This window comes from Asticcacaulis sp. YBE204 (genome assembly GCF_000495855.1).
Taxonomy (GTDB): domain Bacteria; phylum Pseudomonadota; class Alphaproteobacteria; order Caulobacterales; family Caulobacteraceae; genus Asticcacaulis.
In genome coordinates this window covers 292,139-316,611 of record NZ_AWGF01000002.1, presented here as the reverse complement: position 1 = coordinate 316,611, position 24,473 = coordinate 292,139, and the positions used below count along the sequence as shown (strand labels likewise).

At 61.1% G+C, this 24,473-nt stretch carries 31 protein-coding genes; 11 read left to right on the top strand and 20 right to left on the bottom strand.

Going from position 1 to position 24,473, the window contains the following annotated elements:
- Window positions 1-31: 31 nt before the first annotated feature.
- The 5 genes from AEYBE204_RS25585 to ubiA form a co-directional block, all read right to left on the bottom strand.
- Entirely contained in the window at window positions 32-1,582 is a 1,551-nt protein-coding gene (locus tag AEYBE204_RS25585) for a phospholipid carrier-dependent glycosyltransferase (RefSeq protein WP_023461272.1), read from the bottom strand.
- Window positions 1,583-1,777: 195 nt separating this feature from the next.
- Window positions 1,778-2,116 carry a VOC family protein gene (locus AEYBE204_RS25580; protein ID WP_023461271.1) on the bottom strand — a complete coding sequence of 113 codons (339 nt, stop codon included), beginning with the start codon at window positions 2,114-2,116 and terminating at the stop codon, window positions 1,778-1,780.
- Window positions 2,113-2,751, bottom strand: coding sequence for a methyltransferase (locus tag AEYBE204_RS25575; RefSeq protein WP_023461270.1), 639 nt, complete (start codon window positions 2,749-2,751; stop codon window positions 2,113-2,115). Before AEYBE204_RS25575 ends, AEYBE204_RS25580 begins: the two co-directional genes overlap by 4 nt.
- A complete protein-coding gene (locus AEYBE204_RS25570; RefSeq protein ID WP_023461269.1) occupies window positions 2,751-3,548 on the bottom strand; it encodes an RsiV family protein in 798 nt (265 codons plus the stop codon). The genes AEYBE204_RS25575 and AEYBE204_RS25570 overlap by 1 nt, the downstream gene beginning before the upstream one ends.
- A gap of 10 nt (window positions 3,549-3,558) precedes the next feature.
- Window positions 3,559-4,485 (bottom strand): 4-hydroxybenzoate octaprenyltransferase, encoded by a 927-nt coding sequence (gene ubiA / locus AEYBE204_RS25565; protein WP_023461268.1) that lies wholly within the window; start codon window positions 4,483-4,485, stop codon window positions 3,559-3,561.
- A gap of 197 nt (window positions 4,486-4,682) precedes the next feature.
- Between ubiA and AEYBE204_RS25560 the strand changes: the two genes are divergently transcribed.
- The 4 genes from AEYBE204_RS25560 to AEYBE204_RS25545 all read left to right on the top strand — a co-directional run bounded on the left by AEYBE204_RS25560 (window position 4,683) and on the right by AEYBE204_RS25545 (window position 6,674).
- Window positions 4,683-5,027: a PadR family transcriptional regulator gene (locus AEYBE204_RS25560; RefSeq protein ID WP_031229946.1), complete on the top strand. Its 345-nt coding sequence runs from the start codon at window positions 4,683-4,685 to the stop codon at window positions 5,025-5,027.
- 5 nt (window positions 5,028-5,032) lie between these two features.
- On the top strand, window positions 5,033-5,602 hold the full coding sequence (locus AEYBE204_RS25555) for a DUF1700 domain-containing protein (protein ID WP_023461266.1): 570 nt from the start codon (window positions 5,033-5,035) through the stop codon (window positions 5,600-5,602).
- Window positions 5,603-5,614: 12 nt separating this feature from the next.
- Window positions 5,615-6,385, top strand: a complete 771-nt coding sequence (locus AEYBE204_RS25550; protein WP_023461265.1) for a GIN domain-containing protein — start codon at window positions 5,615-5,617, stop codon at window positions 6,383-6,385.
- Window positions 6,386-6,455: 70 nt separating this feature from the next.
- Complete coding sequence (locus AEYBE204_RS25545; protein WP_023461264.1) at window positions 6,456-6,674, top strand: hypothetical protein; 219 nt, start codon at window positions 6,456-6,458, stop codon at window positions 6,672-6,674.
- On the opposite strand, the gene AEYBE204_RS25540 is transcribed toward AEYBE204_RS25545, so the two are convergent.
- The 3 genes from AEYBE204_RS25540 to AEYBE204_RS25530 all read right to left on the bottom strand — a co-directional run bounded on the left by AEYBE204_RS25540 (window position 6,671) and on the right by AEYBE204_RS25530 (window position 9,583).
- Window positions 6,671-7,234: a hypothetical protein gene (locus AEYBE204_RS25540; protein WP_023461263.1), complete on the bottom strand. Its 564-nt coding sequence runs from the start codon at window positions 7,232-7,234 to the stop codon at window positions 6,671-6,673. The genes AEYBE204_RS25545 and AEYBE204_RS25540 overlap by 4 nt on opposite strands.
- 163 nt (window positions 7,235-7,397) lie before the next feature.
- Window positions 7,398-8,759 carry an ATP-binding protein gene (locus tag AEYBE204_RS25535; protein ID WP_023461262.1) on the bottom strand — a complete coding sequence of 454 codons (1,362 nt, stop codon included), beginning with the start codon at window positions 8,757-8,759 and terminating at the stop codon, window positions 7,398-7,400.
- Window positions 8,760-8,881: 122 nt separating this feature from the next.
- Complete coding sequence (locus AEYBE204_RS25530; RefSeq protein ID WP_023461261.1) at window positions 8,882-9,583, bottom strand: response regulator; 702 nt, start codon at window positions 9,581-9,583, stop codon at window positions 8,882-8,884.
- A gap of 235 nt (window positions 9,584-9,818) precedes the next feature.
- Here AEYBE204_RS25530 and AEYBE204_RS25525 point away from each other — a divergent pair, with 235 nt between their 5' ends.
- On the top strand, window positions 9,819-11,201 hold the full coding sequence (locus tag AEYBE204_RS25525) for a NupC/NupG family nucleoside CNT transporter (RefSeq protein ID WP_235068070.1): 1,383 nt from the start codon (window positions 9,819-9,821) through the stop codon (window positions 11,199-11,201).
- Window positions 11,202-11,235: 34 nt separating this feature from the next.
- Here AEYBE204_RS25525 and AEYBE204_RS25520 read toward each other — a convergent pair whose 3' ends face one another.
- The 3 genes from AEYBE204_RS25520 to AEYBE204_RS25510 all read right to left on the bottom strand — a co-directional run bounded on the left by AEYBE204_RS25520 (window position 11,236) and on the right by AEYBE204_RS25510 (window position 13,269).
- Window positions 11,236-11,817, bottom strand: coding sequence for a hypothetical protein (locus tag AEYBE204_RS25520; RefSeq protein WP_023461259.1), 582 nt, complete (start codon window positions 11,815-11,817; stop codon window positions 11,236-11,238).
- A gap of 122 nt (window positions 11,818-11,939) precedes the next feature.
- The gene (gene xth, locus AEYBE204_RS25515) at window positions 11,940-12,737 is read right to left on the bottom strand and encodes an exodeoxyribonuclease III (protein WP_023461258.1); all 798 of its coding nucleotides are present in this window, start codon (window positions 12,735-12,737) and stop codon (window positions 11,940-11,942) included.
- Window positions 12,738-12,942: 205 nt separating this feature from the next.
- On the bottom strand, window positions 12,943-13,269 hold the full coding sequence (locus AEYBE204_RS25510) for an iron-sulfur cluster assembly accessory protein (protein ID WP_023461257.1): 327 nt from the start codon (window positions 13,267-13,269) through the stop codon (window positions 12,943-12,945).
- Window positions 13,270-13,422: 153 nt separating this feature from the next.
- Between AEYBE204_RS25510 and AEYBE204_RS25505 the strand changes: the two genes are divergently transcribed.
- Window positions 13,423-14,583 carry a deoxyguanosinetriphosphate triphosphohydrolase gene (locus AEYBE204_RS25505; RefSeq protein WP_023461256.1) on the top strand — a complete coding sequence of 387 codons (1,161 nt, stop codon included), beginning with the start codon at window positions 13,423-13,425 and terminating at the stop codon, window positions 14,581-14,583.
- 54 nt (window positions 14,584-14,637) lie between these two features.
- On the opposite strand, the gene AEYBE204_RS25500 is transcribed toward AEYBE204_RS25505, so the two are convergent.
- Genes AEYBE204_RS25500 through AEYBE204_RS25490 form a run of 3 tightly spaced genes read right to left on the bottom strand, consistent with a single transcriptional unit; the run spans window position 14,638 to window position 16,841 of the window.
- Window positions 14,638-15,597, bottom strand: a complete 960-nt coding sequence (locus tag AEYBE204_RS25500) for a TraB/GumN family protein (RefSeq protein ID WP_023461255.1) — start codon at window positions 15,595-15,597, stop codon at window positions 14,638-14,640.
- Between the two features lie 33 nt (window positions 15,598-15,630).
- Window positions 15,631-16,020 (bottom strand): VOC family protein, encoded by a 390-nt coding sequence (locus tag AEYBE204_RS25495; RefSeq protein ID WP_023461254.1) that lies wholly within the window; start codon window positions 16,018-16,020, stop codon window positions 15,631-15,633.
- A 53-nt stretch (window positions 16,021-16,073) separates the two neighbouring features.
- Window positions 16,074-16,841: a GGDEF domain-containing protein gene (locus tag AEYBE204_RS25490; RefSeq protein ID WP_023461253.1), complete on the bottom strand. Its 768-nt coding sequence runs from the start codon at window positions 16,839-16,841 to the stop codon at window positions 16,074-16,076.
- A 120-nt stretch (window positions 16,842-16,961) separates the two neighbouring features.
- Here AEYBE204_RS25490 and purE point away from each other — a divergent pair, with 120 nt between their 5' ends.
- Entirely contained in the window at window positions 16,962-17,462 is a 501-nt protein-coding gene (gene purE, locus AEYBE204_RS25485) for a 5-(carboxyamino)imidazole ribonucleotide mutase (RefSeq protein ID WP_023461252.1), read from the top strand.
- Window position 17,463: 1 nt separating this feature from the next.
- The gene (locus AEYBE204_RS25480; RefSeq protein WP_023461251.1) at window positions 17,464-18,540 is read left to right on the top strand and encodes a 5-(carboxyamino)imidazole ribonucleotide synthase; all 1,077 of its coding nucleotides are present in this window, start codon (window positions 17,464-17,466) and stop codon (window positions 18,538-18,540) included.
- Between the two features lie 39 nt (window positions 18,541-18,579).
- Here the strand turns inward: AEYBE204_RS25480 and AEYBE204_RS25475 are convergent, their stop codons facing one another.
- Window positions 18,580-19,224, bottom strand: a complete 645-nt coding sequence (locus tag AEYBE204_RS25475) for a COQ9 family protein (RefSeq protein WP_023461250.1) — start codon at window positions 19,222-19,224, stop codon at window positions 18,580-18,582.
- A gap of 262 nt (window positions 19,225-19,486) precedes the next feature.
- Between AEYBE204_RS25475 and rpsU the strand changes: the two genes are divergently transcribed.
- The 3 genes from rpsU (at window position 19,487) to AEYBE204_RS25465 (ending at window position 20,888) form a co-directional block, all read left to right on the top strand.
- A complete protein-coding gene (rpsU, locus tag AEYBE204_RS0119950) occupies window positions 19,487-19,747 on the top strand; it encodes a 30S ribosomal protein S21 (protein WP_031229933.1) in 261 nt (86 codons plus the stop codon).
- Between the two features lie 123 nt (window positions 19,748-19,870).
- Window positions 19,871-20,269, top strand: a complete 399-nt coding sequence (locus tag AEYBE204_RS25470; RefSeq protein WP_023461248.1) for an acyl-CoA thioesterase — start codon at window positions 19,871-19,873, stop codon at window positions 20,267-20,269.
- Window positions 20,270-20,393: 124 nt separating this feature from the next.
- Window positions 20,394-20,888: a hypothetical protein gene (locus tag AEYBE204_RS25465; protein WP_023461247.1), complete on the top strand. Its 495-nt coding sequence runs from the start codon at window positions 20,394-20,396 to the stop codon at window positions 20,886-20,888.
- Here AEYBE204_RS25465 and AEYBE204_RS25460 read toward each other — a convergent pair.
- From AEYBE204_RS25460 to AEYBE204_RS25440, 5 genes are all read right to left on the bottom strand, one after another.
- On the bottom strand, window positions 20,885-21,568 hold the full coding sequence (locus AEYBE204_RS25460) for a hypothetical protein (RefSeq protein WP_023461246.1): 684 nt from the start codon (window positions 21,566-21,568) through the stop codon (window positions 20,885-20,887). The genes AEYBE204_RS25465 and AEYBE204_RS25460 overlap by 4 nt on opposite strands.
- A 78-nt stretch (window positions 21,569-21,646) precedes the next feature.
- Window positions 21,647-22,357: a hypothetical protein gene (locus AEYBE204_RS25455; protein WP_155908260.1), complete on the bottom strand. Its 711-nt coding sequence runs from the start codon at window positions 22,355-22,357 to the stop codon at window positions 21,647-21,649.
- Window positions 22,358-22,497: 140 nt separating this feature from the next.
- Complete coding sequence (locus tag AEYBE204_RS40545; protein ID WP_023461244.1) at window positions 22,498-22,917, bottom strand: DUF1801 domain-containing protein; 420 nt, start codon at window positions 22,915-22,917, stop codon at window positions 22,498-22,500.
- On the bottom strand, window positions 22,917-23,777 hold the full coding sequence (locus AEYBE204_RS40540; RefSeq protein WP_031229929.1) for a hypothetical protein: 861 nt from the start codon (window positions 23,775-23,777) through the stop codon (window positions 22,917-22,919). The genes AEYBE204_RS40545 and AEYBE204_RS40540 overlap by 1 nt, the downstream gene beginning before the upstream one ends.
- A 41-nt stretch (window positions 23,778-23,818) precedes the next feature.
- Window positions 23,819-24,289 (bottom strand): hypothetical protein, encoded by a 471-nt coding sequence (locus AEYBE204_RS25440; RefSeq protein WP_023461242.1) that lies wholly within the window; start codon window positions 24,287-24,289, stop codon window positions 23,819-23,821.
- Window positions 24,290-24,473: the final 184 nt, after the last annotated feature.

Here is a 24,473-nt window from a genome sequence, read left to right as displayed (position 1 = left end):
TATCAGGCTTTCAGGCCTTTTAAAGGCGCGATCATGCCTTGTCGTCACTCGCCGGCTTCGGTTTCGGCTGACAGGTCAGGACGTGGAAGGGGCGGTTGCGCATCTCGCACTGCGCGCGCGTCAGGGGCTGGTGGTAGGTGAGGGGCGCAAACCAGATGAAGCACAGGGTAACCCCGGCGCACACCCCGCCCAGCACGAAGTCTTTCTGTCGTTCTATGACCTTGAACCGGCTTTTCAGCACCTGATAGATCAGCGGCAGCAGCATATAGCTGAGGATCAGGCCGGTGAAGTAGTGGTAGACGTACATGACGCGCTGGGTGCCGAGAAAGATATGCACGCCCATGAAGATGGCCCACATGGCCAGCACGGCGGTCAGGATGTCCATCTCGTGCGTGTCGAGCCAGAGCTTCTTCTGAAAATGGCGCTGGGCGATCAGCCCTGTGGCGACGAGGATGCCGAAAAGGCCCAGACCCCAGCTGAACACATTGCCGACCATCTGCACGTAGCTGGTCTTGCCGTGGTTGGAATCCCAGCGATAGTTGATCGTCTTGTGCATTACCGGCCACAGGGCAGGGATCGAGCCGTTTTTCTCGGTCTTCACGATGCCGGTAAAGTCATGCTCCATATAGGCGAAATAGCCGCTGGTGGCGTCGTAGAGCACGCCCGGCGTCAGCGGTCCGCGCTTTTCCAGCCAGGCCTTGTACGGCTCGGACATGTAATTGCCGTCCCGGCGTCCGGCTTCGGATTTGAAATCCGGCGCGACGGGATTGATAAGGGTGTGCAGAACGAAGACCGCCACGACAACCCCGCCGAACGCGCCCAGCATGGCGCCGGACTTGACGATGCCGTGTTTCAGTTCGCGATCCATCGGCCAGCGCGCGCGGTGGAGGTCGCGTAAAATGGTCAGGCCGGTGAGGGCCAGCAGGACCAGGGTATTGACCTTGACCATGAAGCTCAGCCCGATCAGCGCCCCGAACAGGGCGGCATGTTTCCAGCTGTCTTTGCGCGGATCGTTGAACGCCCTCAGCCAGACGAGGATGCCGCCGAGCGCAAAGGCGATCTGGTACGGATCGAGATGAATGGCCCGAAAATGCACGATGAAGGCGTTTTCGAACAGGTAAAGCAGGCTGAAAATGAAGGCCGAAAAGGCTTCGCGCGTCAGGCACAGACAGATGCCGTAGAACAGCAGCGCGCCGATCACGCCGAACAGCCCGCCCATCAGGCGCGGCCCGACATAGGAATAGGTCGCAGGGATCTTGCGCGTATCGGTCTTCTTGATCTCGGTGAGGAAGTGACTTTTCGGGTCGCCGTCACCGACGATGTCGCGGCCGATCTTCATCAGCATGAAGCCCAGCGGTGGGTGCGAAGCATATTGCGCCGTATGTTCTTCGGCGCGCTGGACGGCGGTGACGTAATAACTTTCGTCCCAGAAGGCGTAGGGCGGATCGTTCAGGTCGCGCGCGAAGTTGAAGATGCCGAGCGCCACCACGGCGAAACCGAGTATCCAGCGCAGGGCGGCATCGCGCCACAGAACCTTGGTCAGGGGCTCATCGCCCCATTTTCCGGTACGGAGTTGGGCCAAGCGGGTTTTGAAAGAATCGCTTAATGCTCTCTCCCGAGGGGGAGAGGTTGGACCGTCAGGGCCGGGTGAGGGGGCGGAATGGGACTCGGTTTCAGACATCAGGCGCGTTTGACTCCCCCTCACCCCGGCCCTCTCCCCGGCGGGGAGAGGGGGAGGGTTGGCGCATATGGCCCAATCGTTTAAGACTCGGCAAGCCTATTTGTCGCTCCAGACGCCGAGTTCGTTGCCCGACGGATCGGTGAACTGGAACCGCCGGCCGCCGGGGAAGTCGAAAATGTCTTTGGTCAGCACGCCACCGGCGGCCAGAACTTCGTCGCGGCTCTGTTCGAGGCTGTCCGAATAGAGGATGACCAGCGGTTTCGCCGGACCGCCATCGGCATCGAACCCGCCGTCGATTCCGGCTTCGGACAGCGCGCCGTAGGACGGTCCGTAATCGATGAAGCTCCAGCCGAAAGCCTTTTGATAAAAGGATTTGGTGGCGGGCAGGTCGCCGGCCTGCCATTCGATATAGTCGATCTTGTGGTGCGTGCTCATATCAGTCTCCAGACGCTGGCGGCCTTGACGGCGCGATCCTCGATTTCGGTGTTGGTGGCGATGTCGTAGCGCCCGACGCGCTCCATCCCTTCGGAGGGGAAGTAGCTGCGGTGCGGGTCGCCGACATAGACGGCGATACTCTTGGCGCGGGCGGCGCGCAAAAATGTCAGCATGGCGTCGGCCATCGCCTTTTCGTAGCAGATATCCCCGGCGAGGATGACATCGACCTCCGGCGGCGGGCCTGCGAGGTGGTCGCCGTTTTCAAACGCGATGTCGACACCGTTCAAAGCTGCATTGAGCGCGACGGCGGCCTCACTGAACGGGTCGATATCGTTGGCGGTTACCGAGATCGCGCCATATCTGGCGGCGGCGATCCCGACCAGCCCGGACCCGCAGGCCAAGTCAAAGACGCGCTTTCCGGCGACCAGATCAGGGTGCTGTTTCAGATGCAAAGCCAGCGCCTGACCGCCCGCCCAGGCAAAGGCCCAGAACGGCGGCGACAGATTATGTTGCGACAGTTCGGCCTCGGTCATCAGCCACAGGCGCGTCACCTCGTCGGCCTGATACAGCCCGATCTCCGGCAAGGACGGCACGGGCAGGGGCCGCGTATGGCTGCGGATGAAGTCGGCGTGCATCACCCGGCCGGATCGGTGGTCACCGCGACCGGGTCGCCCGCGAAATCGGCGGCATAGGCGGGATTGATCACGGCGCGGATCACGGCCTGCGGGATGCGGATCTGGTACGGGCCCTCGGCATAGGGACCGACGTCGTAGGGCGCGAACAGGACCAAAAGCCCCCCGATCTTACCCTTTACTGTCGAGGGTAGAAGCACGAAGTGACTGTCAAAAAGCTTAGGACAGGTGAAACCGCCTTCAGCCTGTGTCGTCGGATTTTCATTTCGGTGAGACCGTTCGGCTTCGATTTGGTGGCAAAGAAAGGTATCGGCAGATGACAGATCCGTCCCTGAACCATTAACAAATAGATGTTGGTGACCGACAGGGTTTGTCGTTTTTTTATCCCATAATTCTGCGTGATAGATCATGTTGGAATGGGCGCCATCGGTATAGTTGGTCAACTCCGAATAGGCGGAAAACAATCTGTCGGATTGGCCCGATACGGTCCATTTTATGGTGCGAAGATAAGGGGGTGGATTGGAGCCCTCGGCTATGAGCGCGGCACGATCCCGGGCAGACTGAGCTATGAATATTTCTAAATTTTCTTTTCCGGCGGTATAGGCCTGCGCATGTACGTAAGGGAAAGTTTTCATGGCCTCAGGGAAGGTTAGGTTAACCTCTGCGTCCGCTGTCTTTTGTTCGAAAATAAGCGGCGTGTCCGCGACCGGCGCGGCGGGTTTGTCCTTCTCCTCTTTCTTCGAGCAGGCGGCAGCGAGGAGGCAGAGCGCGACGGCAGACAGGCGCAGAACGGTGGTCATTAGGTGTCCCTTATGGACGCAGGTGTCCCAGTACGATCGCCGCCACCCACAACAAACCGGTGTCCCGGTTCGATTTGAACAGCCTGAGCAGCAGGCCGTTATCATCGATTCGCAAGGCGCGGACCTGATGGAATAGATGCCATCCGGTTATAAAAAGTCCACCGTAAAAGGGCCAGTACAAACCGCCGACGATGCCGCCGACGCCGGTCAGGGCAATGGCCAGCGCATAGAAGAACGAAACACCGCCTTTGGCGTTCGTACCCAAGGCACGCGCGGACGATTTGACACCGATCATGGCGTCGTCCTCGATGTCCTGATAGGCGTAGATCGTATCGTAGCCGATCGTCCAGAACACCAGCCCCGCATAGAATATCAGCGCGCCAAGGCTGAGGTGCCCGGTCAGGCTGGCATAGCCCATCAGAAAGCCCCAGTTGAAGGTCAGGCCCAGCCACGCCTGCGGCCACCAGGTGATGCGCTTCATGAACGGATAGGCGGCCACGAGGCCAAGCGACGCGATGCCCAGCCCTATCGCGGTCCAGCCGAGCTGGATCAGGATCAGCAGACTGATCAGGGATGAGGCGGCGACGAAGACTAAGGCCTGTTTCGGCGTGATCTGACCGGCGGGGATGGGCCGCATACGCGTGCGTTCGACCTGAGCGTCTAAATCGCGGTCGACGAAATCGTTGAAGGCGCAGCCCGCGCCGCGCATCAGGGCCGAACCGAGCGCGAACAGGAGCAGCTTATAGGCGACCTCCCACGACAGCACCCACTGCGCGCCGAAGACGATGCCCATAGCGCCGGGCAGAAATAGCAGCCAGATGCCGACGGGCCGGTCGAAGCGCCCCAGCTTCAGCCACGGCCGCAAGGCCACGGGCGCATGACGATCCACCCAGTTGGTGGCAGCGGCGTCGGGCAGGATATCGGGCGTATCGGTCATGGCGTTTACATGCCTTTTCGTACTGCCGCTGTCCAGCCTTGCCCTCAACGAGAACCATGCAAGCTACCGTGCGTCGATGGCTACTACATTACAAATGGTACATGTTATAAAATGGTATCTTGCAATAAACAGTAGCTTGTCATATACACCATCTCATGACGGAGCGAATGATCGTCCCGGCGAAAGGAAAAACGGAGATGGCGGAAACCATTGACATCCAACTGAAGAAAGGGGTGCTCGGCCTGTGCGTACTGGCCCTGCTGGCCCGCAACGAGAGCTATTCCTACGAGATCGCCTCCACCCTGTCCGACGCGATCGGCATGGGCGAAGGCACCATCTACCCGCTGATGCGGCGGATGCAGAGCGACGGTTGGGTCGAAACCCGGCTGGTCGAATCCTCGTCCGGCCCGTCGCGCAAATATTATCGCCTGACCCAGGCCGGGCATGACGCCCTGGCGGCGCAGGCCACCGAATGGCGCGGCTTTGCCCGCGCGGTCGACGCGCTGCTGGACGCGGCGTCATCTGAAACTCAGGAGGGGTAAGGGACATGACCCGCAACGAATTCATCAACCGCTTGAAGCAGGGCCTTGTCGGCCTTCCCGCCGCAAGCATCGCCGATATTGTCGCCGATCACGAGGCGCACTTCGAGGACGGCATTGCCGCCGGTCGCAGCGAGGCCGAGGTGGCGGCGGCGCTGGGCGATCCCGACCGTCTGGCCCGCGAACTGAGGGCCGAGATCGGTCTGAAAAAGTGGGAGGACGTCAAGACGCCGTCGTCGGCGGTGGCCGCCATCTTCGCCGTTCTGGGACTGGGGGCGCTCGATATTCTGGTCCTGCTGCCGATCCTGATGGGGGTCGCCGGAACACTGGTCGGCTTCTTTATGGCCGCCATCGGTATCTTCGTCGCCGGGGGCGTCGTCTTCGCCGCCGTGCCGTTTCTGGCGCAGCCGGGCGGGGTCGCCGCAGCCCTGCTGGGGGGCGTCGGCCTGATGGCCGTGGCCGTGACGGTCGCCAGCCTGACCGGCGTCGTCACCGTGTGGCTGGTCAACGGCCTCGTCTGGTTCGCCCGTCTGCATTACCGCCTGCTGAAGCCCGCGCTTGAGCCGCAAGCCGCGTAAGGAGAGAAAAACATGATACGCAAACTGTTCATTATTGCGGGCGCAGGTTTTGTCCTTTCGCTCGCCACGCTGGCTGGTTCGGCCGCTCTGGTCTGGCACGACCTGTCCACCAACGACTGGAGCTTCCGGGGCGACGACGACAATCTGCGCCTCTATAAGGGCAAGGCCCCGGTTCAGCCGTCGATCAGCCGCACGCTCGACTGGACGGCGGGCGCCACACTCGACCTCGACCTGCCGGCGGAGGTGATCTACACGCAGGGTACCACGACCTCGGTGACGGTCGAAGGCCCCAAGGTGCTGGCCGACCGCGTCCGTCTCGACAAGGGTCGCCTCTATATGCTGGATGGTCCCGACTACGAAAAGGTCGTCAGTTTCCGGATAAGCAATGGCGACATCCGTACCGACACCCATGACGACCGCTTGCGGGTGCTGGTCACCGCTCCGTCGGTCAAGGCCTTCAACCTGACCGGTGACGCGCGGCTGAAGGTTGATGCCTACGATCAGCCGGCTATCGACCTGACCATCACCGGCAACGGCTATGCCCGTATCAAGGGTCAGGCCAAGACGCTTAAACTCGATATTTCGGGCTACGGCGAAGCCGATCTGGAAAGCCTCAGGGTCGAAGACGCCGACGTCAATATTTCGGGCTCGGGCGAAACCACCATCGCCCCGCGCAAGACCGCCAAGGTCGAGGTTTCCGGCGAAGGCGAGGTGCGTATCGCGACTCATCCGGAAAAGCTGGATACGAAGATCAGCGGCGAAGGCACGGTCGAGCAGGAGTAAATTGCTTTTAAATTCTCTCTGACTTACAAACCCCGCAGTCGGTCTGCGGGGTTTGCTGTTAGGAGCCAATATGGTCACCGTTTTTGCTCTGCATCATGTGCATGAATTTGATGACGGCACAGAAGATGTAAAATTGATTGGTATTTATTCCACGCTCCAAAACGCGGAAGTCGCCAGAGCGCGTCTTGCTTTACAGACCGGTTTCTCAAGCTTACCTGAAGGTTTCAGCATCGACACCTATGAGGTGGATGCAGATCAATGGGCTGAGGGTTTTGTAACTGTCGGTTAAGCCCGCAACCTTGCCTGCGCTGCCGGGATGACACGGGCGAAGGGACGGGGACCGAACAGGGTCATCTCCATCCCGGTTTCCAGAATATCGCCGCGCCTGGGTTTGCGCAGAAACAGGTCTTCTTCGGGCGTCACCACATAAAGGCCTTCGGGGGCATAGACCACCACCAGATTTTCGCTGCGGTAGATGCCTTCGCTCCACAGTTTCAACTGGTTATAATAGGGGTGCTTGAGCCAGGCATCCGGACGGTCGGGATCGACATCGATATTGAGGGTCGTGCCGTTCGGCTCAAGACGCAGGACGAAGCCTGCCGTATCCGGTCGCCACAGACCATTGAGGTCTTCGTGCTTGAGCCACAGACATTTGAAATCCTGACACATCTGTGGGTGCAGGCCCCAGATGCCGCAGCCGACGCTTTCGCGGGTGTGCTGGCATAGTGTACCGGCCTTCTTGCCCACGTCCTCGACGTCGTAGACCTTGCAGCATAGATTGCAGTCGCCGCACGCCTTCAGGGGGGCACGCTGACGGGCAGGCGTCGATACGGTGTCGGCGTGTGCCATGCTGAACCTTCTGTTCCACACCCCGCGCTTCGACGGGGTATATTCGCTTGTCGCGCATTTGATCCAAAAACCGCCATGCACTTTTTGGAATGCGCTTTCGCATCTAAAATGCGGCAACAGAGTCAACAAAGCGTTATAAAACAAGGTTAATCGCGGTTAAGCTTTAGATCAGCGGTATCCCGATATTGGCACGCAGCCCGCCCATCGGGCTCTGATCCAGCTCCAGTTCGCCCCCGTGGCTGCGCACCGTGTCGCGGGCGATGGCGAGGCCCAGACCCACGCCCTTCTTGTTCTGATTGCGCGAGTCATCGAGCCGCGAGAACGGCTTGAGCGCATCCTCGCGTTTTTCCGGCGCGATACCGGGGCCATCGTCATCGACATAGATGTGCAGCGAGCGCTTGCCGCCGGCTTTGTGCTCGATTTCGGCGCTGAGACGCACCGTCGTGGCGTAGTGAAAGCCGTTCATCACCAGATTGGACAGGGCGCGTGAAATGGCCGAGACGCGGAAGGCGGTCTCGATGTCCTCGCCCAGCGGCACGAAGTCCGGCGTGTGACCGGCCCGGCGCGCGCCATCGACGACGGTTTCCAGCAGAGCATTGACCGAGACCGTCTGCGGGCTTTCGACCATTTCGCCGGACGCGAAGGCCAGATATTCGTCGATCATATAGGCCATTTCCGACACGTCCTGCTTCATGCGTTCGGTGGCGGTGTCCTGTGTCGCCATGGCCAGTTCCAGCTTGAGCCGCGTCAAGGGTGTGCGCAGATCGTGGCTGACCGAAGCGAGCAGGGTGGTCCGCTGCTCGATATGGCGCTGGATGCGCGTCTTCATCTTGAGGAAGTTCTGCGCGGCGGCGCGGACCTCGGCGGCCCCATAGGGCTTGAAGTTCGGGTCGTCCTCGCCGCGGCCGAACTTCTCGGCGGCGACCGACAGGCGCTCGATGGCGCGAACCTGATTGCGGATGAACAAGATCGAAATCGCCGTCAGGACCAAAGTCGCGCCGGTCATCCACAGGATGAAGATGTGCGCCCGCGTCGCAAAGGCCCGTTCGCGCGGGGCGATGACGCGGATGACGCCGCCATCGACCTTGACGCGGATATCGACCGAGGCCTGATAGCGCGTCGTGTCGTACCAGAACGGATCGTCGAGTTGTTCGTTGAGCGCGCGTTTCAGCGAGCGGTCGAGCGCTGCCCAAGGGTTGCGACGACGGTTTTCCGGCAGTTCGCGCCCTGGCTGAAACGCAATGGATAACTGCATCGATTTTTGCGCGGCGGCGGAGATGCGGTCCATGTTTTCGCGCGTCGGATCGGCCTTATAGGCGTCTACCGCCCATGACACGTCGCCGATCAGGCCTTCCGACAATTTGGCCGTCACGGTTTCCCAGTGCATGTCGAAAAAAGCCCAGGTCACGGCGACCTGCATCAGGGCGACCGGCAGGACGATGATAAGCAGGGCGCGGCCCCAAAGCGTCTTGGGGATCTTGCGCTTGAAGGCCTGCGGCCAGAATTTGAGACGAGGTATGCGCATTAGATGGCCATATATCCCTTCGCCCCTATGGGAAAAGGTGGCCCTATAGGGCCGGTCAGGAGGGGGGAATAAAGAGCCCCCTCACCCTAACCCTCTCCCCACGGGGGAGAGGGGATATTCAATTAGTCCGGCGCCAGCATATAGCCCTTGCCGCGGACGGTTTGCAGATAGCGTGGGTTCTTCGGGTCCGGCTCGATCTTGCGGCGCAGGCGCGTGACCTGAACATCCACGGCGCGGCCGGTCGTATCGACGCTGTCCTTGGCGAGGTCCATGCGATCGACCGGGACATTGGCGCGTTCGGCCAGATATTTGAGCAGTTGCGCCTCGGCCTCGGTCAGGCGCACCATCGCGCCGTTCTTCGACAATTCGGCACGCTCCAGATCGAACGCGATCTGCCCCATATTGATGGTCTTGGGCAGGGCGGGCTTGATCCCCGTCCGGCGCAGAATGGCCTCGATACGCAGCAGAAGCTCCTGCGGCTCGAAGGGCTTCGACAGATAATCGTCGGCCCCCAGGCTCAGGCCCATGATGCGGTCGTCGGGCAGGCCGCGCGCCGTCAGGATGAGGATCGGCACGTTGGAATGCTGGCGCACCCACTTCGACAACGAGAATCCGTCTTCGCCTGGCATCATGACATCGAGGATCAGCAGATCGAAATCGAGCAGTTGCAGCATGCGTTTCGCCGCATCGGCATGGGCGGCGGCGGTGACGCGAAACCCTTGTCGCGACAGGAATTCCTTGAGCAGGTTGCGGATGCGGTCGTCATCGTCGACGACCAGCAGGTGGCGGACGATGGCGTCATTGATGCCGTTGGGTGCGCTCACGTGATCCTATCCTTGTGTGCCGATATCAACCGGAGAGTACAGGTTGCGTGACTGATTTGTCATCAGGCATTTGTCGCCTTTTTATCATGGCGCGTAAATAAGTATTGCCGGATGTAAAAAGCGCTTGCCTTGGTTTCAACTGTTATTGAATAGTTACCGGCTTGCGGGCGCAATCGTGTGCAAAGCCCGTTCGCGCGTCACGCGCGGCCAACTGGTATTTTGGGGATAAGCGTAAATGCCGTCATACGGGATGTTGAATTTTCAGAGCATACTGGGCATCGGGCTCATGCTGCTCGCCTGCTGGCTGGTCTCGGAAAACAAGAAGAAGTTTCCGATCTTTCTGACCCTCGGCGCCATCGGCGTTCAGGTTCTGCTGGTCCTGCTGTTCTTCGCTTTCCCGCAATCGCAGGCCGTGCTGGACGCCATCAATTCGGGCGTCGATGCTCTGGCTCAGGCCACCAACCAGGGCACGCAGTTCGTTTTCGGTTACCTCGGCGGCGGCAGCCAGCCCTATGCGGTCAATGACCCCAACGCCTTGTTCGTCTTCGCCTTTCAGGTTCTGCCCCTGATCCTCGTCATCTCGGCTCTGTCGGCGCTTCTGTGGCACTGGCATATCCTCAAATGGATCACGCAGGCCTTCGGCTTCCTGTTCCAGAAGACGATGGGCCTTGGCGGAGCGTCGGCCCTGTCGGTGGCGACCAATATCTTCCTTGGGATGATCGAAAGCCCGATCGTTATCCGCGCCTACCTCTCGAAGCTGTCGCGTTCCGAAGTGTTCATGATGATGGTTGTAGGGCTCGCGACCGTCGCCGGTTCGACCATGGTGGCCTATGCTCTGATCCTCAAGGCGACCCTGCCCAACGCCGCCGGTCACGTGCTCGTCGCCTCGATCGTTTCGGCCCCGGCGGGCGTGCTTTTGTCGCGCATCATCGTGCCTGAAAAGGACGGCGAGGGCGGTGCGGTTGCCGATTATAACTCTTCGCTCAAATACGACAGCGCCATCGACGCCATCTCCAAGGGCACGGCGGACGGCCTGATGGTCGTGATGAACATCTCGGCTATCCTGATCGTGTTCGTCTCCTTCGTGTCGCTGGTCAATATAATGCTCGGCATGTTCCCCCATGTCGGCGGCGAGCCCCTGTCGCTGGAGCGCGGTCTGGCCGTCGTCTTCGCGCCGCTAGCCTGGATCATAGGCGTGCCGTGGGAAGAGGCGCAAAAGGCCGGCTATATCCTCGGGGCCAAGCTGACCCTGACCGAATTCGTCGCCTTCCTGAAGCTGGGTGCCATTCCCGTCGATGAAATGTCGGAGCGCACCCGGATGCTGCTGACCTACGCTATCTGCGGCTTCGCCAATATCGGCTCGGTCGGCATCACGGTGACCGGTCTGGGCGTGCTGATGCCGGAGCGTCGCGAAGAGGTGCTGGGCATGGTGTGGAAAGCCCTGTTCGCAGGCTTCATCGCCACCTGTCTGTCGGCCGCCATCATAGGTGCCATGCCGGGTTCGCTGTTCGGTCTTTCGGACAAAATCCCTGAAAAGGCGGCGGTCGAAGCGCCGTTGCCGCCCGTGGCAGAAACGCCGGGCGAGGCTTTGGCGGAGGCCTCCGCCTCGGTGCAATAGAACAGGAAAAGGCCGGTGTTCGCACCGGCCTTTTTTACGCTTCGTCGGGGGAGGGTTGGGGAACGGCGCGCGGTTGAGACGCGGGCTTTGGCGGTACGCGCTTGATCACCGCGTCCACGTGCGACAACCACTTGCGCCCCAGTTGCACGGCCTCGGTGGCGGTCTTGGGGTGGACGTTGTTCGTCGTCACATCGCCAAACAGCGTCAGTTCGAACTCCGGCGTCTGGACGTCGGCGAAGATCAGCCGCAGCACGACGCGCGAAGCATTGGGGTAGGTCTCTTCCAGCACCCGGCGCGGTTCGCCCTTTTGCGTGCGGGCGACGACGCGTTCATCGACGATCAGTTCGGCGCCTTCGATCTCGTCAAAGGTAAAGACCAGCCCGTGCCGGCCGATATCCCATAGGATCGCCAGATCGCCGTGGCTGAAATCGAGACCGGCAGCCTTGGTGTTGCGCGTGTCGAAAACGAGAGCATCAGGGGCGTGGCCTAGCGCCGTGGTAACGCCACGCGCCAGCCGACGGGTATTTTCGAACCACCACAGAGCGCCGGACGCAATCAGGGTCAGGGCCAGCGCCGCAAACCCGAACCACAAGATGACGCGCAGGGCCTGTTCCATTCTACCGCCAAGCCATGAAATAAAGCGCATTCCGAAAAGTGTAAGCGGTTTTCGGATTAAATGCGCGTCAAGATAGGATGTGCTTAAGAAAAGCTTACGAATCAAGTCTTAGGCGGCGGGGGTTAATTTTCGGTGAGCAGTTCGACGCCGACCGGCACGTGATCCGAGGGTTTCGCGGTTTCGTGCGTCTTGCCGCGCGCGTCCTTGTGAATCTCGAAGCCTTTCAGGCGGTCGGCGGCCTGCGGTGACAACAGATGATGGTCGATGCGGATGCCTTCGTTCTTCTGCCACGCCCCGGCCTGATAATCCCAGAAGGTATAGCGGTTGTCGGCGGGCGGCAGCACGTCGAAGGCGTCGGTATAGCCGAGGTTTTTTAGAGTCTGGTACGCCGCACGTGTTTCGGGCTGATAGAGCGCGTCATCAAGCCAGGCAGATTCGCGATAGAGGTCAGCCTTGAACGGGATGGTATTGAAATCGCCGGATAAAATGCTGAGTTCCTCATAGGCCAGAATGTCTTTCGCGCGCGCGATCAGCCGCTGATACCAGCGGTGCTTATAGGCGTATTTGTCGGTACCGATCGGGTTGCCGTTCGGCAGGTAGATCGAGGTCACCCGCACCGGCACGGGGCCATCGACCACGGCCTCGATATAGCGCGCCTGTTCGTCCTCGTCCTCGCCGGGCAGGCCCTTTTCGACGTCCATCAGCGGGTATTTGGAGATCAGGGCGACGCCGTTATAGGTCTTCTGACCGTGGACGGCGACGTTGTATCCGAGCGACTCGAAGGCCTCATAGGGAAACTTTTCGTCGATGCACTTCAGTTCCTGAAAGGCGCAGACATCGGGCTGGGCCTCGGCGACCCAGTCGAGGATCAGTGGCAGGCGCGCATTGACCGAATTGACGTTGTAGGTGAAAAATTTCATAGCGCGTCCGCTGTCCTGTTTCATACCTCCCCAGTTTACTGGGGAGGGGGACCGCACGAGCCACGAAGTGGTGAGATGCGGTGGTGGGGGTTCTTACTTATGTCAGGCCCGAGACCGTTGCAACTAGGCGCCCCCCCCCCACTGTCTTTGACGCCGTCGGCGTCAAATCCACCTTCCCCGGCAAGCCGGGGGAGTATGAAGTGCATTAAATCGAAAAGCTCACGCCGCAGCCGCAGGACGATTTGGCATTGGGGTTCAAAATCTTGAACTGCGCGCCGACCAGTTCCTCGACATAGTCGATGATCGAGCCCGACAGCAGGGGCGCGGAAATTTCATCGACCAGTGCCTTCGCGCCCTGATATTCGATGACCGCATCGCCGTCTTCCGCCGCCTCGACCAGATCGAGATTGTACTGAAACCCAGAACAGCCCCCGGCATCGACGGCGACGCGCAGCATGATCGGGTGCCCGGCTTCGCTGGACAGATGATTGATGTGGCGCGCCGCGGCGCCAGACAGGGTAATCTGGGTCATGCCGCCAATATAGAGGCAAACGCGGCGGAGTTTTAGGGGGCAAGGCTCATATTTTCGCGCAGACCCGGTTGTGTCCTGATCGGGAAGGGACAAGTCGCCGCCAAAGGCGTATCCTGCGCGTCATTATCTGCCGATTCTGTTGCACGGACCTCCATGACCCTCACGCTTGCCCCCTTTGCCGAAAACGCCGCTACCTCGAAAGGCAGGCTCTATCAGGAGGCCGAAAGCTCGACGCGCACGCCCTTCGCGCGCGACCGCGACCGGGTAATCCACTGCACGGCCTTTCGCCGCCTCAAGGGCAAGACGCAGGTCTTCGTCGCCGACGAAGGCGACTATTTCCGCACGCGCCTGACCCATTCGCTGGAGGTCTCTCAGGTGGCGCGGTCGCTGGCCCATACGCTGGGGGCCGATCAGGATCTGGCCGAAACCATCGCCCTGTCGCACGATCTCGGCCACTCGCCCTTCGGTCATGCGGGCGAGGACGAACTGCACGCCATGATGGAGCCGTGGGGCGGCTTCGACCACAACGTCCAGACCTTCCGCATTGTGACGCGGCTGGAGCACCGCTACCCGGCCTTCGAGGGGCTCAATCTGACCTGGGAAACGCTGGAAGGCATCATCAAGCACAACGGCCCCGTGGCACATAAGCTGGGGAAGCCGTCGTGGAAATCGGTCGGCGATTTTTCGGATGTCTGGGATTTGCGGCTGGAAACCTATGCCTCGCTTGAGGCCCAGATCGCGGCCATTTCGGACGACATCGCCTACAACAACCACGATGTCGATGACGGCCTGCGCGCCGGTCTGTTCACGCTCGATGAACTGCGGGATATTCCGTTGATCGGCCCGGCCATCGCCGAGGTCGAAAAGGACTGGCCGCTGATCGATACGCGATTGCTGCGACTGGAAGCCATCCGCCGTGTCATCGGTTTCATGATCCGCGACGTCTGTCAGGAAACCGAAACCCGCCTCAGGGCCGACGGCATCGAGACCGCCGAGGACGTCCGCCGCGCGAAACGCCAGATGGTGCAGTTCTCGCACGCCGTCAACGAAGACCTGTCGCGGCTGCGCGCCTTCCTCTATGCAAAGATGTACAAGCACTTCATGGTCAACCGCACGCGCTCTCAGGCCAAGCGCGTGCTGGGTCAGATGTTCACCCTGTTCATGGAAGAGCCCGAAGTCCTGCCGCCGGGCTGGTTCGGGCGCGTCTGCACCAAGGACACCGAGGCCCAGCGCGCCCGCGTCGTCTGCGACTATATAGCGGGCATGACCGACAGCTTTGCCATCAGTCAGCATAAATCGCTGTTTAGTCTTTAGATTTGGTCGCGATATTGTAGCCGAAAACCGCTACACACTTTTCGGCATATCGCTTTAATCCTCCAGCCCCTCCGGCAGGGTGACGATGACAGCCTCGTCCTGCCGCACCTGATCAAGCGCGCCGCCCCTGTACAGAAACCAGCTCAACGGCAGGGCGACCACGGTCTTGCCGGGGGTGTTCAGCGCCGTCGTCAAAGCCTGACTCCAGCGGCGCTCGTTTTCCTGCTGAATAATCTTGCCGTCCTGACGCGGCGGAAAGCAGCGTTCGTCTTCCGGCGGGAACAGCTTCAAAACGGTAGCGATATCCGCGGTGCGCCACGCCTCGATCATGGCCGGAAGCTTGTTGTGCGTATGATCGAGCCGGTCGAGAATGCTGTTCATACAGGCTTCATCGCCGGCGGCGTCCAGCCGGTTTCGACTGTTGCGTCCGTCTTCGTCACCGGTGAACAGAAGGATTTCCCGAACCGGCACCCCGGCCCCTCTGGCCAGAAGCGGTATCCGGCGGGGGTAACTTTCGTTTATGAGGTTATGCTTGTTATAGGCGTCTTTCAGGAAAAAACTCGCGGCCCAGCCTGGGCGGAAGCGCTCGTAGCGCGCGCCGCTTTCACCGGCGCGACGGGCGGCAGCCTTGTAGCGGGCATAGGTTTCCGGCGACACCACGTCCTGGATGCGCCCCTTTTTCAGCAACTCCGGTTCGGCGGGGACTCGAATCCATTCGCTTTGGACCAGAAACGCGTTTGCGCCTTTCAGCCGTCGTTTGAGGCAGCGCTCGTCCCACTTCATGCCGAAGGTGACCGTGGTCAGGGTCGGCATGACCCAGACCACGGACTCGCCGCGTTGCAGACGCCACATGGCCGGGCAGGGCGCGCGGACGGTGACCTCCGTCGTGCGCGGGGCCTTGACGATGACCTCGGTGATATCGGACCAGCGCTCGTCCGGTTCGTTTTGGGCATGGGCCGTTGTGCCGGTTAAGCACAGCAGGATGACGGCAAGTCGCGCCAGGATTTTGACCATATGTCCCCCCGTCCCCCCGGCTACCGCGAGGGTTTAGTCCTTAGGCTCCAACAAATCCCACAGATTGCCGAACCTGTCACGAAAAACCGCCACCGTGCCGTAGGGTTCATGGCGCGGCGCTTCATTAAACACCGCCCCCGCCACGCTGAACCGCGCATGGTCGCGGGCGAAGTCGTCGGTGAACAGGATCAGGAAGACGCGTCCGCCGGTCTGGTTGCCGATAGCTGCACGCTGTTCGGGCGTCGAGGCCTTGCCGAGCAACAGACGGGTCTCCGTCGAGCCCGGTGGCGCGATCAGCACCCAGCGCTTGCCATTGCCGAAATCGGTGTCCTCGATCAGGTCGAACCCCAGCCCGCCGCAATAGTGTGCGATGGCCTCGTCATAGTCGGGCACAACCACCGTAACCGCCGCAACGTGGCTCATGATTTTCTCCGCGCACGTGGTCCCAAAAACCGCTTCACACTTTTTGGCGTGCGCTAACGATTGGACTTTTTAACGAGGAACATGGCCGCGTCGGCTTCCGATACCCATTCCTCGGCCGATTTTTGCCCGTCATAGGCGCGCACACCGAACGAGCCCGCGGCCTTGAGATACAGCCCCTGATATTCGAACGTCCCAAGATGCAGTTCGGCTTCAAGCTTCTGCGCCTTGGATCTGGCGACGGAAATATCGGCGTGGCGCAGCAGGATGGCGAATTCGTCGCCGCCCATGCGCCCGACGCTGTCGCCTTCGCGGACATTGGCGCGCAGAAGGTCGGCGACATAGATCAGGGCCGTATCGCCTGCCGCGTGGCCATAGGTGTCGTTGATGCTCTTGAAGCCGTCCATGTCGAGGAAGATCAGGGTCGCGGTCTCGCCGTAGCGTTTGCAGTCGCTCATGGCGCGGGCCATGTCGCGCAGGAAGGCGCGGCGGTTGAGCGTCGGCGTCAGGACGTCGTGATCGGCCAGATGCTCGGCAGCCTGGGCCTGCTCGGACAGGGCCTTTACGTCGGCTTTCAGGCGGGCATTTTCTTTGATCAGGCTGTCGATCAGGGCGCGCGCCGCATAAGGCCATTCCTCGCCGGCCTCTGCAAGCGGTGCGGGAGACTGAACGGGTTGCGGCACGGGACGGGGTGTCGAAAGCCCGGCTGATGCGCCGCCAAAATGGCTTTGCAGCAGGTTCTGCATCGACGCGGTATAGCCGCCCGTCGCGACAGGACGCGGGCTGTCCGGATCATTCTGAGACGCAGGGGGAGGGAGGCTCATGTGGCGGACTTTAGCGACCTTTTCGTTGTCATGCGAGTGTTAAATCTTGCGGTGAAGGCTTTCTTCCTATAGTGCGCGCAGCTTAACTATATCCCTCCTCCGCAAGTGTGTGAGCGCTCTATGGCACAACCTGAAACCACCCCCAAAGTCGCCATCATCATGGGGTCGCGCTCCGACTGGCCGGTCATGAAAAAGGCCGCCGAGGCGCTCGACGGACTGGGGGTCGCCTATGACGCGCGCGTCGTCTCGGCGCACCGCACGCCTGAGCGCATGGTCGAATTTGCCAAGGGGGCCAAGGCCGCCGGTTTTCAGATCATCATCGCCGGGGCAGGTGGTGCGGCGCACCTGCCGGGCATGACGGCGTCCATGACGACCTTGCCGGTGCTGGGCGTGCCGGTGCCGGTGCGCGACGGCCTCAAAGGCATCGATTCGCTGCTGTCGATCGTGCAGATGCCGGGCGGCATTCCGGTGGGCACTCTGGCCGTCGGTGAAGCGGGCGCCAAGAACGCCGGGCTTCTGGCGGCGCAGATTCTGGCCCTGACGGACCCCGAATTGAGCCAGCGGATCGAGGCTCTGCGTGCCGCCCAGACTGACGGTGTGCCGGAAAGTGTTGAGGACTAAAGTGACGCCACTGCCTTTAGGTTCGAAGATCGGTATCCTTGGCGACGGTCAACTGGGGCGCATGTTGTCTCAGGCCGCCAGCCGTCTGGGCTTCAAGGTCGTGGTTTACGGCCCCGACGCGGAATCGCCCGCCGCCAGCGTCTCGGCGGTATCCAAGGTCGCCCGCTATACCGATGAGGCGGCGCTGGATCGTTTTGCTGCGGCGTCCGACGTGATTACGTTCGAATTCGAGAACGTGCCGGTCTCGTCGCTGGAATACCTTGTCTCGAAAGGGGCGAAGGTCGCGCCGAACGCTCGCGCCTTGGGGATCACGCAGGACCGCGTTCTGGAAAAGACCTTTGCGCGGTCGGTCGGTATTTCGACGGTTGATTTTTACGAAGTCAACACGCTTGATGACCTTGAAAAAGCGATTGCGATCAATGGTGTACCCGCGCTTTTGAAGACGCGTCGCGAAGGCTATGACGGCAAGGGTCAGGTGTGGATTCGCCACGCAGACGAAGTCCGGGCCGCCTTCGAGAGCCTGAACGGTGCGAAGGCCATTCTGGAGGCGAAGGCCGATTTTCTGCGCGAAGTGTCGGTGATCGCGGCGCGCGGGTTCAATGGCGAGGTGCGAACCTATCCCGTCGGTGAAAACCACCACGTGAAGGGCATATTGTCCACGACCCTGGCCCCGGCGACGATATCGGAAACGCTGAAAAAACGTGCCGAAGATATCGCGAGGAAGGTGCTGGAAGGTCTTGATTATGTAGGCGTTCTGGGCGTCGAGCTGTTCGTGCTTGACGGCGACGAACTGGTGCTGAACGAGATCGCGCCGCGCGTCCACAATACCGGACACTGGACGCAGGACGGCTGTCTTTGCGATCAGTTCGAGCAGCATATCCGCGCCGTGGCGGGCTGGCCGCTGGGCGACACGACCGCGCGTTTTCAGGTTGAGATGACCAATCTGCTGGGGCCGGACATTCTGGCGTGGGAAACCCTGTCGCAGGAACCGAATTCCCGGTTGTATGTCTATGGCAAGGATGATCCGCGCGAAGGCCGTAAGATGGGCCATATCAACCGGTTGAAGCGGGCGGTGTAATCTTCTCCTCCCTGTCGCGCAGCGATGGGGAGGAGGGAGTCAGGCCGCTGACCCGAAACGCAGCTTTCCCAAAGTTTCCACGACATTCAGCAATGCCGATTCCGGCTTGAACGGCAGTTTTGCTTTCCACTTTTCGAACGCCATGACCTGATCGATATTGCGGTCGATCTGTTCATTTTGCGCCTCAAGGCCGCGCGTCAGCCGCGTCATCAAAGCCGTCGCCAGAATGCCTGACACGATCAGGCGTTTGGAGTAGTGATTCTCGTCCAGCGCCACATCGCCCGCCTTGCGCCAGACGAGGTCGGCGGACTCCCACAACAGGCGCTTATAGAGCCCCAGATGCTGCGGCAGGCACAGGTGGCCGACCAGACGGTGCGTCACCGCTTCATTGACACAGGCGGCGGCCAGTCGGGCGCGCAGCAGGGTGGCTATCTTTTCGCGGATTTTCAAACCCGATAAGGTCTCGTCGGTCCATTCGGCCTCGACCGCGCGGTCGCCTTCGCGCCATAGAATCGCGGCGATATCGGCGGGGCCGTTGGGACAGACCAGCGCCACCTCGGCGTCGCTGAGGCCGATTCGTTTGGCGCCCGCACGCACGGACAGGCTGTTTAGGCCCAGATCCGGCATGACGGCGGCCACGGCGTGGGCCAGTTCGGTTTCCAGAGCGGTAAGGACGTCGGTCATTGTGCTATATTAGGCTTTCAACCGGGGGCCGCCAAGCTGAAATCCAGCCCTGTGACGAAACGTGACGGTCAAGTCAGCGGCAGGGGCGATAAATTTACCGCGCATTTCAACGATGAGGGTAAATAAGGGCATTTTCGCCGACGGTTCGGCTTGAATTGAGCGCGGGCTTGCTGTATTGCCCTTCCCCACACGCCCGCAGACGTCAGTTTGCGGGCAGCTTGGTCTTTTAACCCCGCCCTTTTCTAGGCCCCGTACAAAAGGGCTGGCGGTTCACTGGAATGGAGAGATACCTCTGGTACAGATTTTTGTCCGCGACAACAATGTCGATCAGGCCCTCAAGGCCCTGAAGAAGAAGATGCAGCGTGAAGGTTCCTTCCGCGAAATGAAGCGTCACGTGCATTACGAAAAGCCTTCGGAAAAGCGCGCCCGTCAGCAGGCGGAAGCCGTGCGTCGCGCCCGCAAGCTGGCCCGCAAGCGCATCCAGCGCGAAGGCGGTGCGGCTCCGGTTCGCGCCAAGGCCTAAGACCTTCGTCCTCGGACAGAGTAATAAAAAGCGTCGGAACCAAGGTTCCGACGCTTTTTGCATTGCAACAACGACGCGGGCGCGGTTTGATATCTCCACGATAAAATCACCGAGACCCTGCTGATGCGCTCCAAATCCACCGCTAAAGGCCCCAACGAGGCCAATATCGCCATCCGTACCATCGCCATGCCCGCCGACACCAATCCCAACGGCGATATTTTCGGCGGCTGGCTGATGTCGCAGATGGACCTGGCGGCGGGCAATGTCGCCGCGCGCCGTGCCGTGGGCCGGGCTGCCACTATCGCCGTTGAAGGCATGACCTTCCATACGCCGGTTCATGTCGGCGACGAAGTCTCGGTCTATGCCGAACTGATCTCGGTCGGCCGTACCTCGATGAAGATCAGCGTCGAGGCCTATCGTCGCTCGCGTCATAACGACGAACGTATCATGGTCACCGAGGCCGACTTTACCTTTGTCGCCATCGATGAGGACGGAAAGCCACGCCCGCTTCCGCTTCCGTGATAGTCGCGCATCTGATTCCAAAAACCGCAGACACTTTTTGGGATGCGCTTGCGATTTACTATAATTCCGTTGACCTCTCGCCGAACCCTTGTCATTTTGACAGCCGGTTCAGGGAGGCGCGTCAATGGCGAAACAATCCATGTTTATTCGGCTGCGCAACTGGTTCACCGACTGGTCGGAAGACAAGACGCGCGGTGTGTTGAACGTGACGCTGGCCGTATTGACCGGCCTGCTGCTGGGGCTGGTGCTCGACACCGTCTTCCGTCAGATAGGCAACTATATCTTCCCGCCGCCGCCGACCTTCGACATGGCCAGTCCCGAAGATATCCGTGCGCTGCTCGATACCGTCCCCGCCGACGCCTATATCATCAAACTCGTCTCGTGGACGCTGGGGGTTTTCGGCGGCGGCTATGTCGCCGTGCGCATGGCCCGGACCGGCGCCTTTCCGGCCTGGCTGACCGGCATCCTGCTGGTGGCGAGCTACATGATCCATATGAGTATCATCCCGCATCCGAACTGGGTGGTGATGATCTGTTTGCCGCTGTGCGCGGTGTCGGCCTACGCGGCAGGTCTGCTGGGCAACTATGTAACCCTGATGCGGCTAAGGCAAACAGCCTAGCTTTTGGGTTTGTCGCCGATCGACAACTGGCTGGGGGCCTTGTCGAGCGTGACGCGCACGGCGGTCGGCCACATCACCGGGGCGAAATAGGGCGCGGCGGGCCAGGACTTGTTTTTCGGCATCATCGGCAGGGCTTGCGTCTTGCCGTCGGCCAGCACGACCTGCCCTGATCCGGTGTGCGAGAAAATGATCCGGTCGAAGTTCGGCACGGCCATGGCGGCGATTCCGGCGGCCTTTTTCGCCCCGGCGCGGGCCTGATCGACGCTCTTTTTCAGGTCCGCCGCCGCATAGTTCGTGGCATTGGGCAGGCTGCCGGCAATCGAGAAGGTGAGGCTGAGCTTCGTACCCTTGGGCATGGAAAACTCTATCGGCGCATGGGCCTTGAGCGCGGCCAGCGAGGGCGGGGTCACCAGACCGTCGGGGGCGATGGCCAGACTCTGGGTCTGACCGTTATGTTTGAGCAGCAGTTTCACGTCGCTCAGGGCCGCGCCGGTCACGCTCAGGCGATAGGCCAGCTTGAAGTGGGTGCGGTCGGCGGCGGGCAACTCCAGATAGTTGCGCAGGAACATGAAGAGCTTGTCGCACGGCATGTCCTTCTCCTTGTCCTCGGCCCAGACGGTGGAGCCGGACAAGGCCAGGGCCGCAGACGACAGGATAAGCACGCGACGGTCGATGAGCATAAGTTCCCCCAGGATAGACAACTCAACATCAAAAAAAGCCTGCCGCAGTTGGCGGCAGGCTTTTGGCGAAAATAGGGCTTACTTCGCTCTATCGTCGATGCCGATGCGCGAGGGTGCGGCGTCGAAGGTGAAGCTGACGGCGCCCTGATAGTCTGCGGGAACGAAATAGGGCGTCCCCGCCGGATAGGCGTCGGCCACTGCCGTCTTCGGTAAAATCTTCACGCTGCCGTCGGCCAGGGTGACGCGGCCATTGCCGGCGCCGACGAAGTACAGGCGGTCGGGTTTGGGCGTCAGGGCGTAAAGTGCGCCGGCGATCTTTTTCAGCACACGACTGGTCTGATCGACGGCCTTGATCAGCGGGGCGGCGGGCATGGTCTTCGCCGGGGTTTCGGTGGCGTAGATGCGCACCTTCATCGCCACCGACATATCCTTGGGCCCGCTGACCACGATGCGCGCACCGCCACGAAGCTGGGACAGCGTCGGCAGGGGCGAGATGCGGCCGTCGCCGAGGATGCTCAGCTTCTGGCTTTGGCCGTTGTGCTTGAGGACGATCGACCCGTCGCGGGCGCTGCCGTTCTTGATTTTGAGGAGATAGGCGACCGTCATCTCGTCGCGCTCGGACACCGGCACGGCCAGGAATTTCGACAGGAACGGGAAAGCCTGATCGGCGGAGACTTCCTTCTGGACGTTTTCAGACACGGCAGGCGCGGCCATGAGCATGGGACTGGCCGACCCGACGCCGATGCTGAGGACGCTCGCCAGAACGAGCGGCTTGATACGCTTAAACATGAGGAGGTCCACCATTATTCTTTGAAATGACGTTGTAACGGGAGGATATTACGGAAATAAGGCTGAACGCAGGATGAAAATATCAAGGCGGAATTAAGGGCAGGCCAAAACGGGGAAAAGCCACATACGCGGCTTATAACTCAGGACAGGTGTTTGACTTTCATCGCCGTATAGCTGTCGAGGATCAGGTCTTTCAAGACCGTCTCATCGACATCGCTCAGGCGATTGATGTGCAGGCAAGATCCGCTGACCTTGTGCTTGCCGAGTTTAGCCAGATAGCCGGACTTGTCCGTATCGCCCGACAGGACATACAAAGTCAGGTTGGCGCTGCGGGGCGAAAAGGCGGCCAGCGGCCAGTCGGCGGGCTTTTTCGATGAATTGACATAGGTGTAACGACCGTAACCGACGATGGCCGGGCCCCACATGACGGGGGCCTCGCCGGTGGCCTCAGTAAACAGATCGATCAGGCGCAGGGCGTCGGCGCGATGCTTTTCCGGCGCTTCGGTCTCGATATAGGTGCGCGGATCGACATCGGTCGGTTGGGTTTTCGGTTCGGCCACTACACGGGCTCCTGTACGGGATGATGGGTGCTCAGGCCTTTGTTGACGCCCTGGCGGACCTTGTGGCGGAAGACCGAGACGACGATGGTCGAAACGACGAAGATCAGGATCAGATTGTAGGTGATGACGCTGGCGACCATGCGCGGGCTTTCGCGGTTGTAATCGACGCGGCGCAGATAGCAGCCGGTGGCGTCGAACAGGCTGAAGGTCAGGGCGTTGACGGTCGAATCGAGCCAGAATTCCGAGGCGATAGCGAGGTGACCGGTGGTGCGCGGCCCCGTTTGCGACGGCAGGTCTATGGGGGCGGTGCCCCTCAGCCAGACAGAACAGGCCGTCGGTCGCGGCAGGACGTAATAGCCGTTGGCCGGGTCGCTGTTTTTGTTGATCAGCAGGCTGCCGGTGACCAGAAGCGTCATCATACCGGGCAGGGCAAGGACGAGGCCGCCGTTTTTGAGCGCCAGCCGGAATCGAGGCCAGCCTTCGGCATTCTGCGGACGCTCCATATCGACCAGCCGGATGCGGGCGATGACGAGCAGCAGCGGGGCGCCGATCAGGCCGAACATGGCGATCAGGCCGCCTGCGGGCAGGAGCAGGGGATGATCATCAAGGACGCCCTGCTGCACGGCGACGTGGCCGGTCGCGACGATGGCCACGGCCCCCAGCGCGATCAGAGCGCGCGCGGCGGTCCAGCCGTTGAAGCGTGGAGGCTTTCCACTCAGGGCGCGGATCAGGGCCAGCCCCAGATGCGCCAGCGCCGACAGCAGTAGCCACAGACCGACGATCAGCGCCAGAGCGACGCTGGCCAACGCGAGCAGGGTGAACAGATTATCGTCGTCGAGCACGGGGGCGGCTTCCGTCAAGCTGGCGAGGCGCTTATTAAGGATGGCCGAATGCCGTTATGTCAATGCGGGAACGGCAGAAGCGCCTGTAATTCCGCGCCGGTCGCCGTCCCCCAGCGCGATTTCAGGCCGTTGAGACCGCGCACCCAGTCTTCGACCATCGCCGCCTGCTGTTCATAACCATAGCCCGTAAACCCCTGACCGGGGACAAGTCTGTAGCGATAACGCCCGCGTTCGCGCCACATATAGCGCCACAGGGTCATGCCATTGGCATATTGCCAGATGTGGGTCAGTTCGTGCGCCAGAAGGGCCAGAGTCTCAGGCTGTGCCGACAGATCGTCGGGCAGGTTCGGCCAGAAGATGCACCGTCCGCGCACGACGATCAGGGCGCTGCGGCCGATCAGTTGTGACAGGCGCGATACCGGGTGATGTGCCGCGATCAGCTGTACCGTGTCCAGCGCCAGCGCAGCGGTAAGCCGAACGGGCAGGGCGCGGATTTCTCTATCGCTGAGCGGGCGGCGGAAGGCGGGCATTCGGGCAAGGTAGTCATTTCAGTCGGCTACACAAGCGGCTATACTGCGTTGACGATAATTCCCGGAGGCTCCTCATGCGCGAGACCGATCAACCTGCAAACATCCAGTCGGCGTATCTGGCGCTGCGTGCCGGCCCTGCGGCTACACGCATGAGTGTCCGGGTTACGCCGGAGGGTATCTGGGC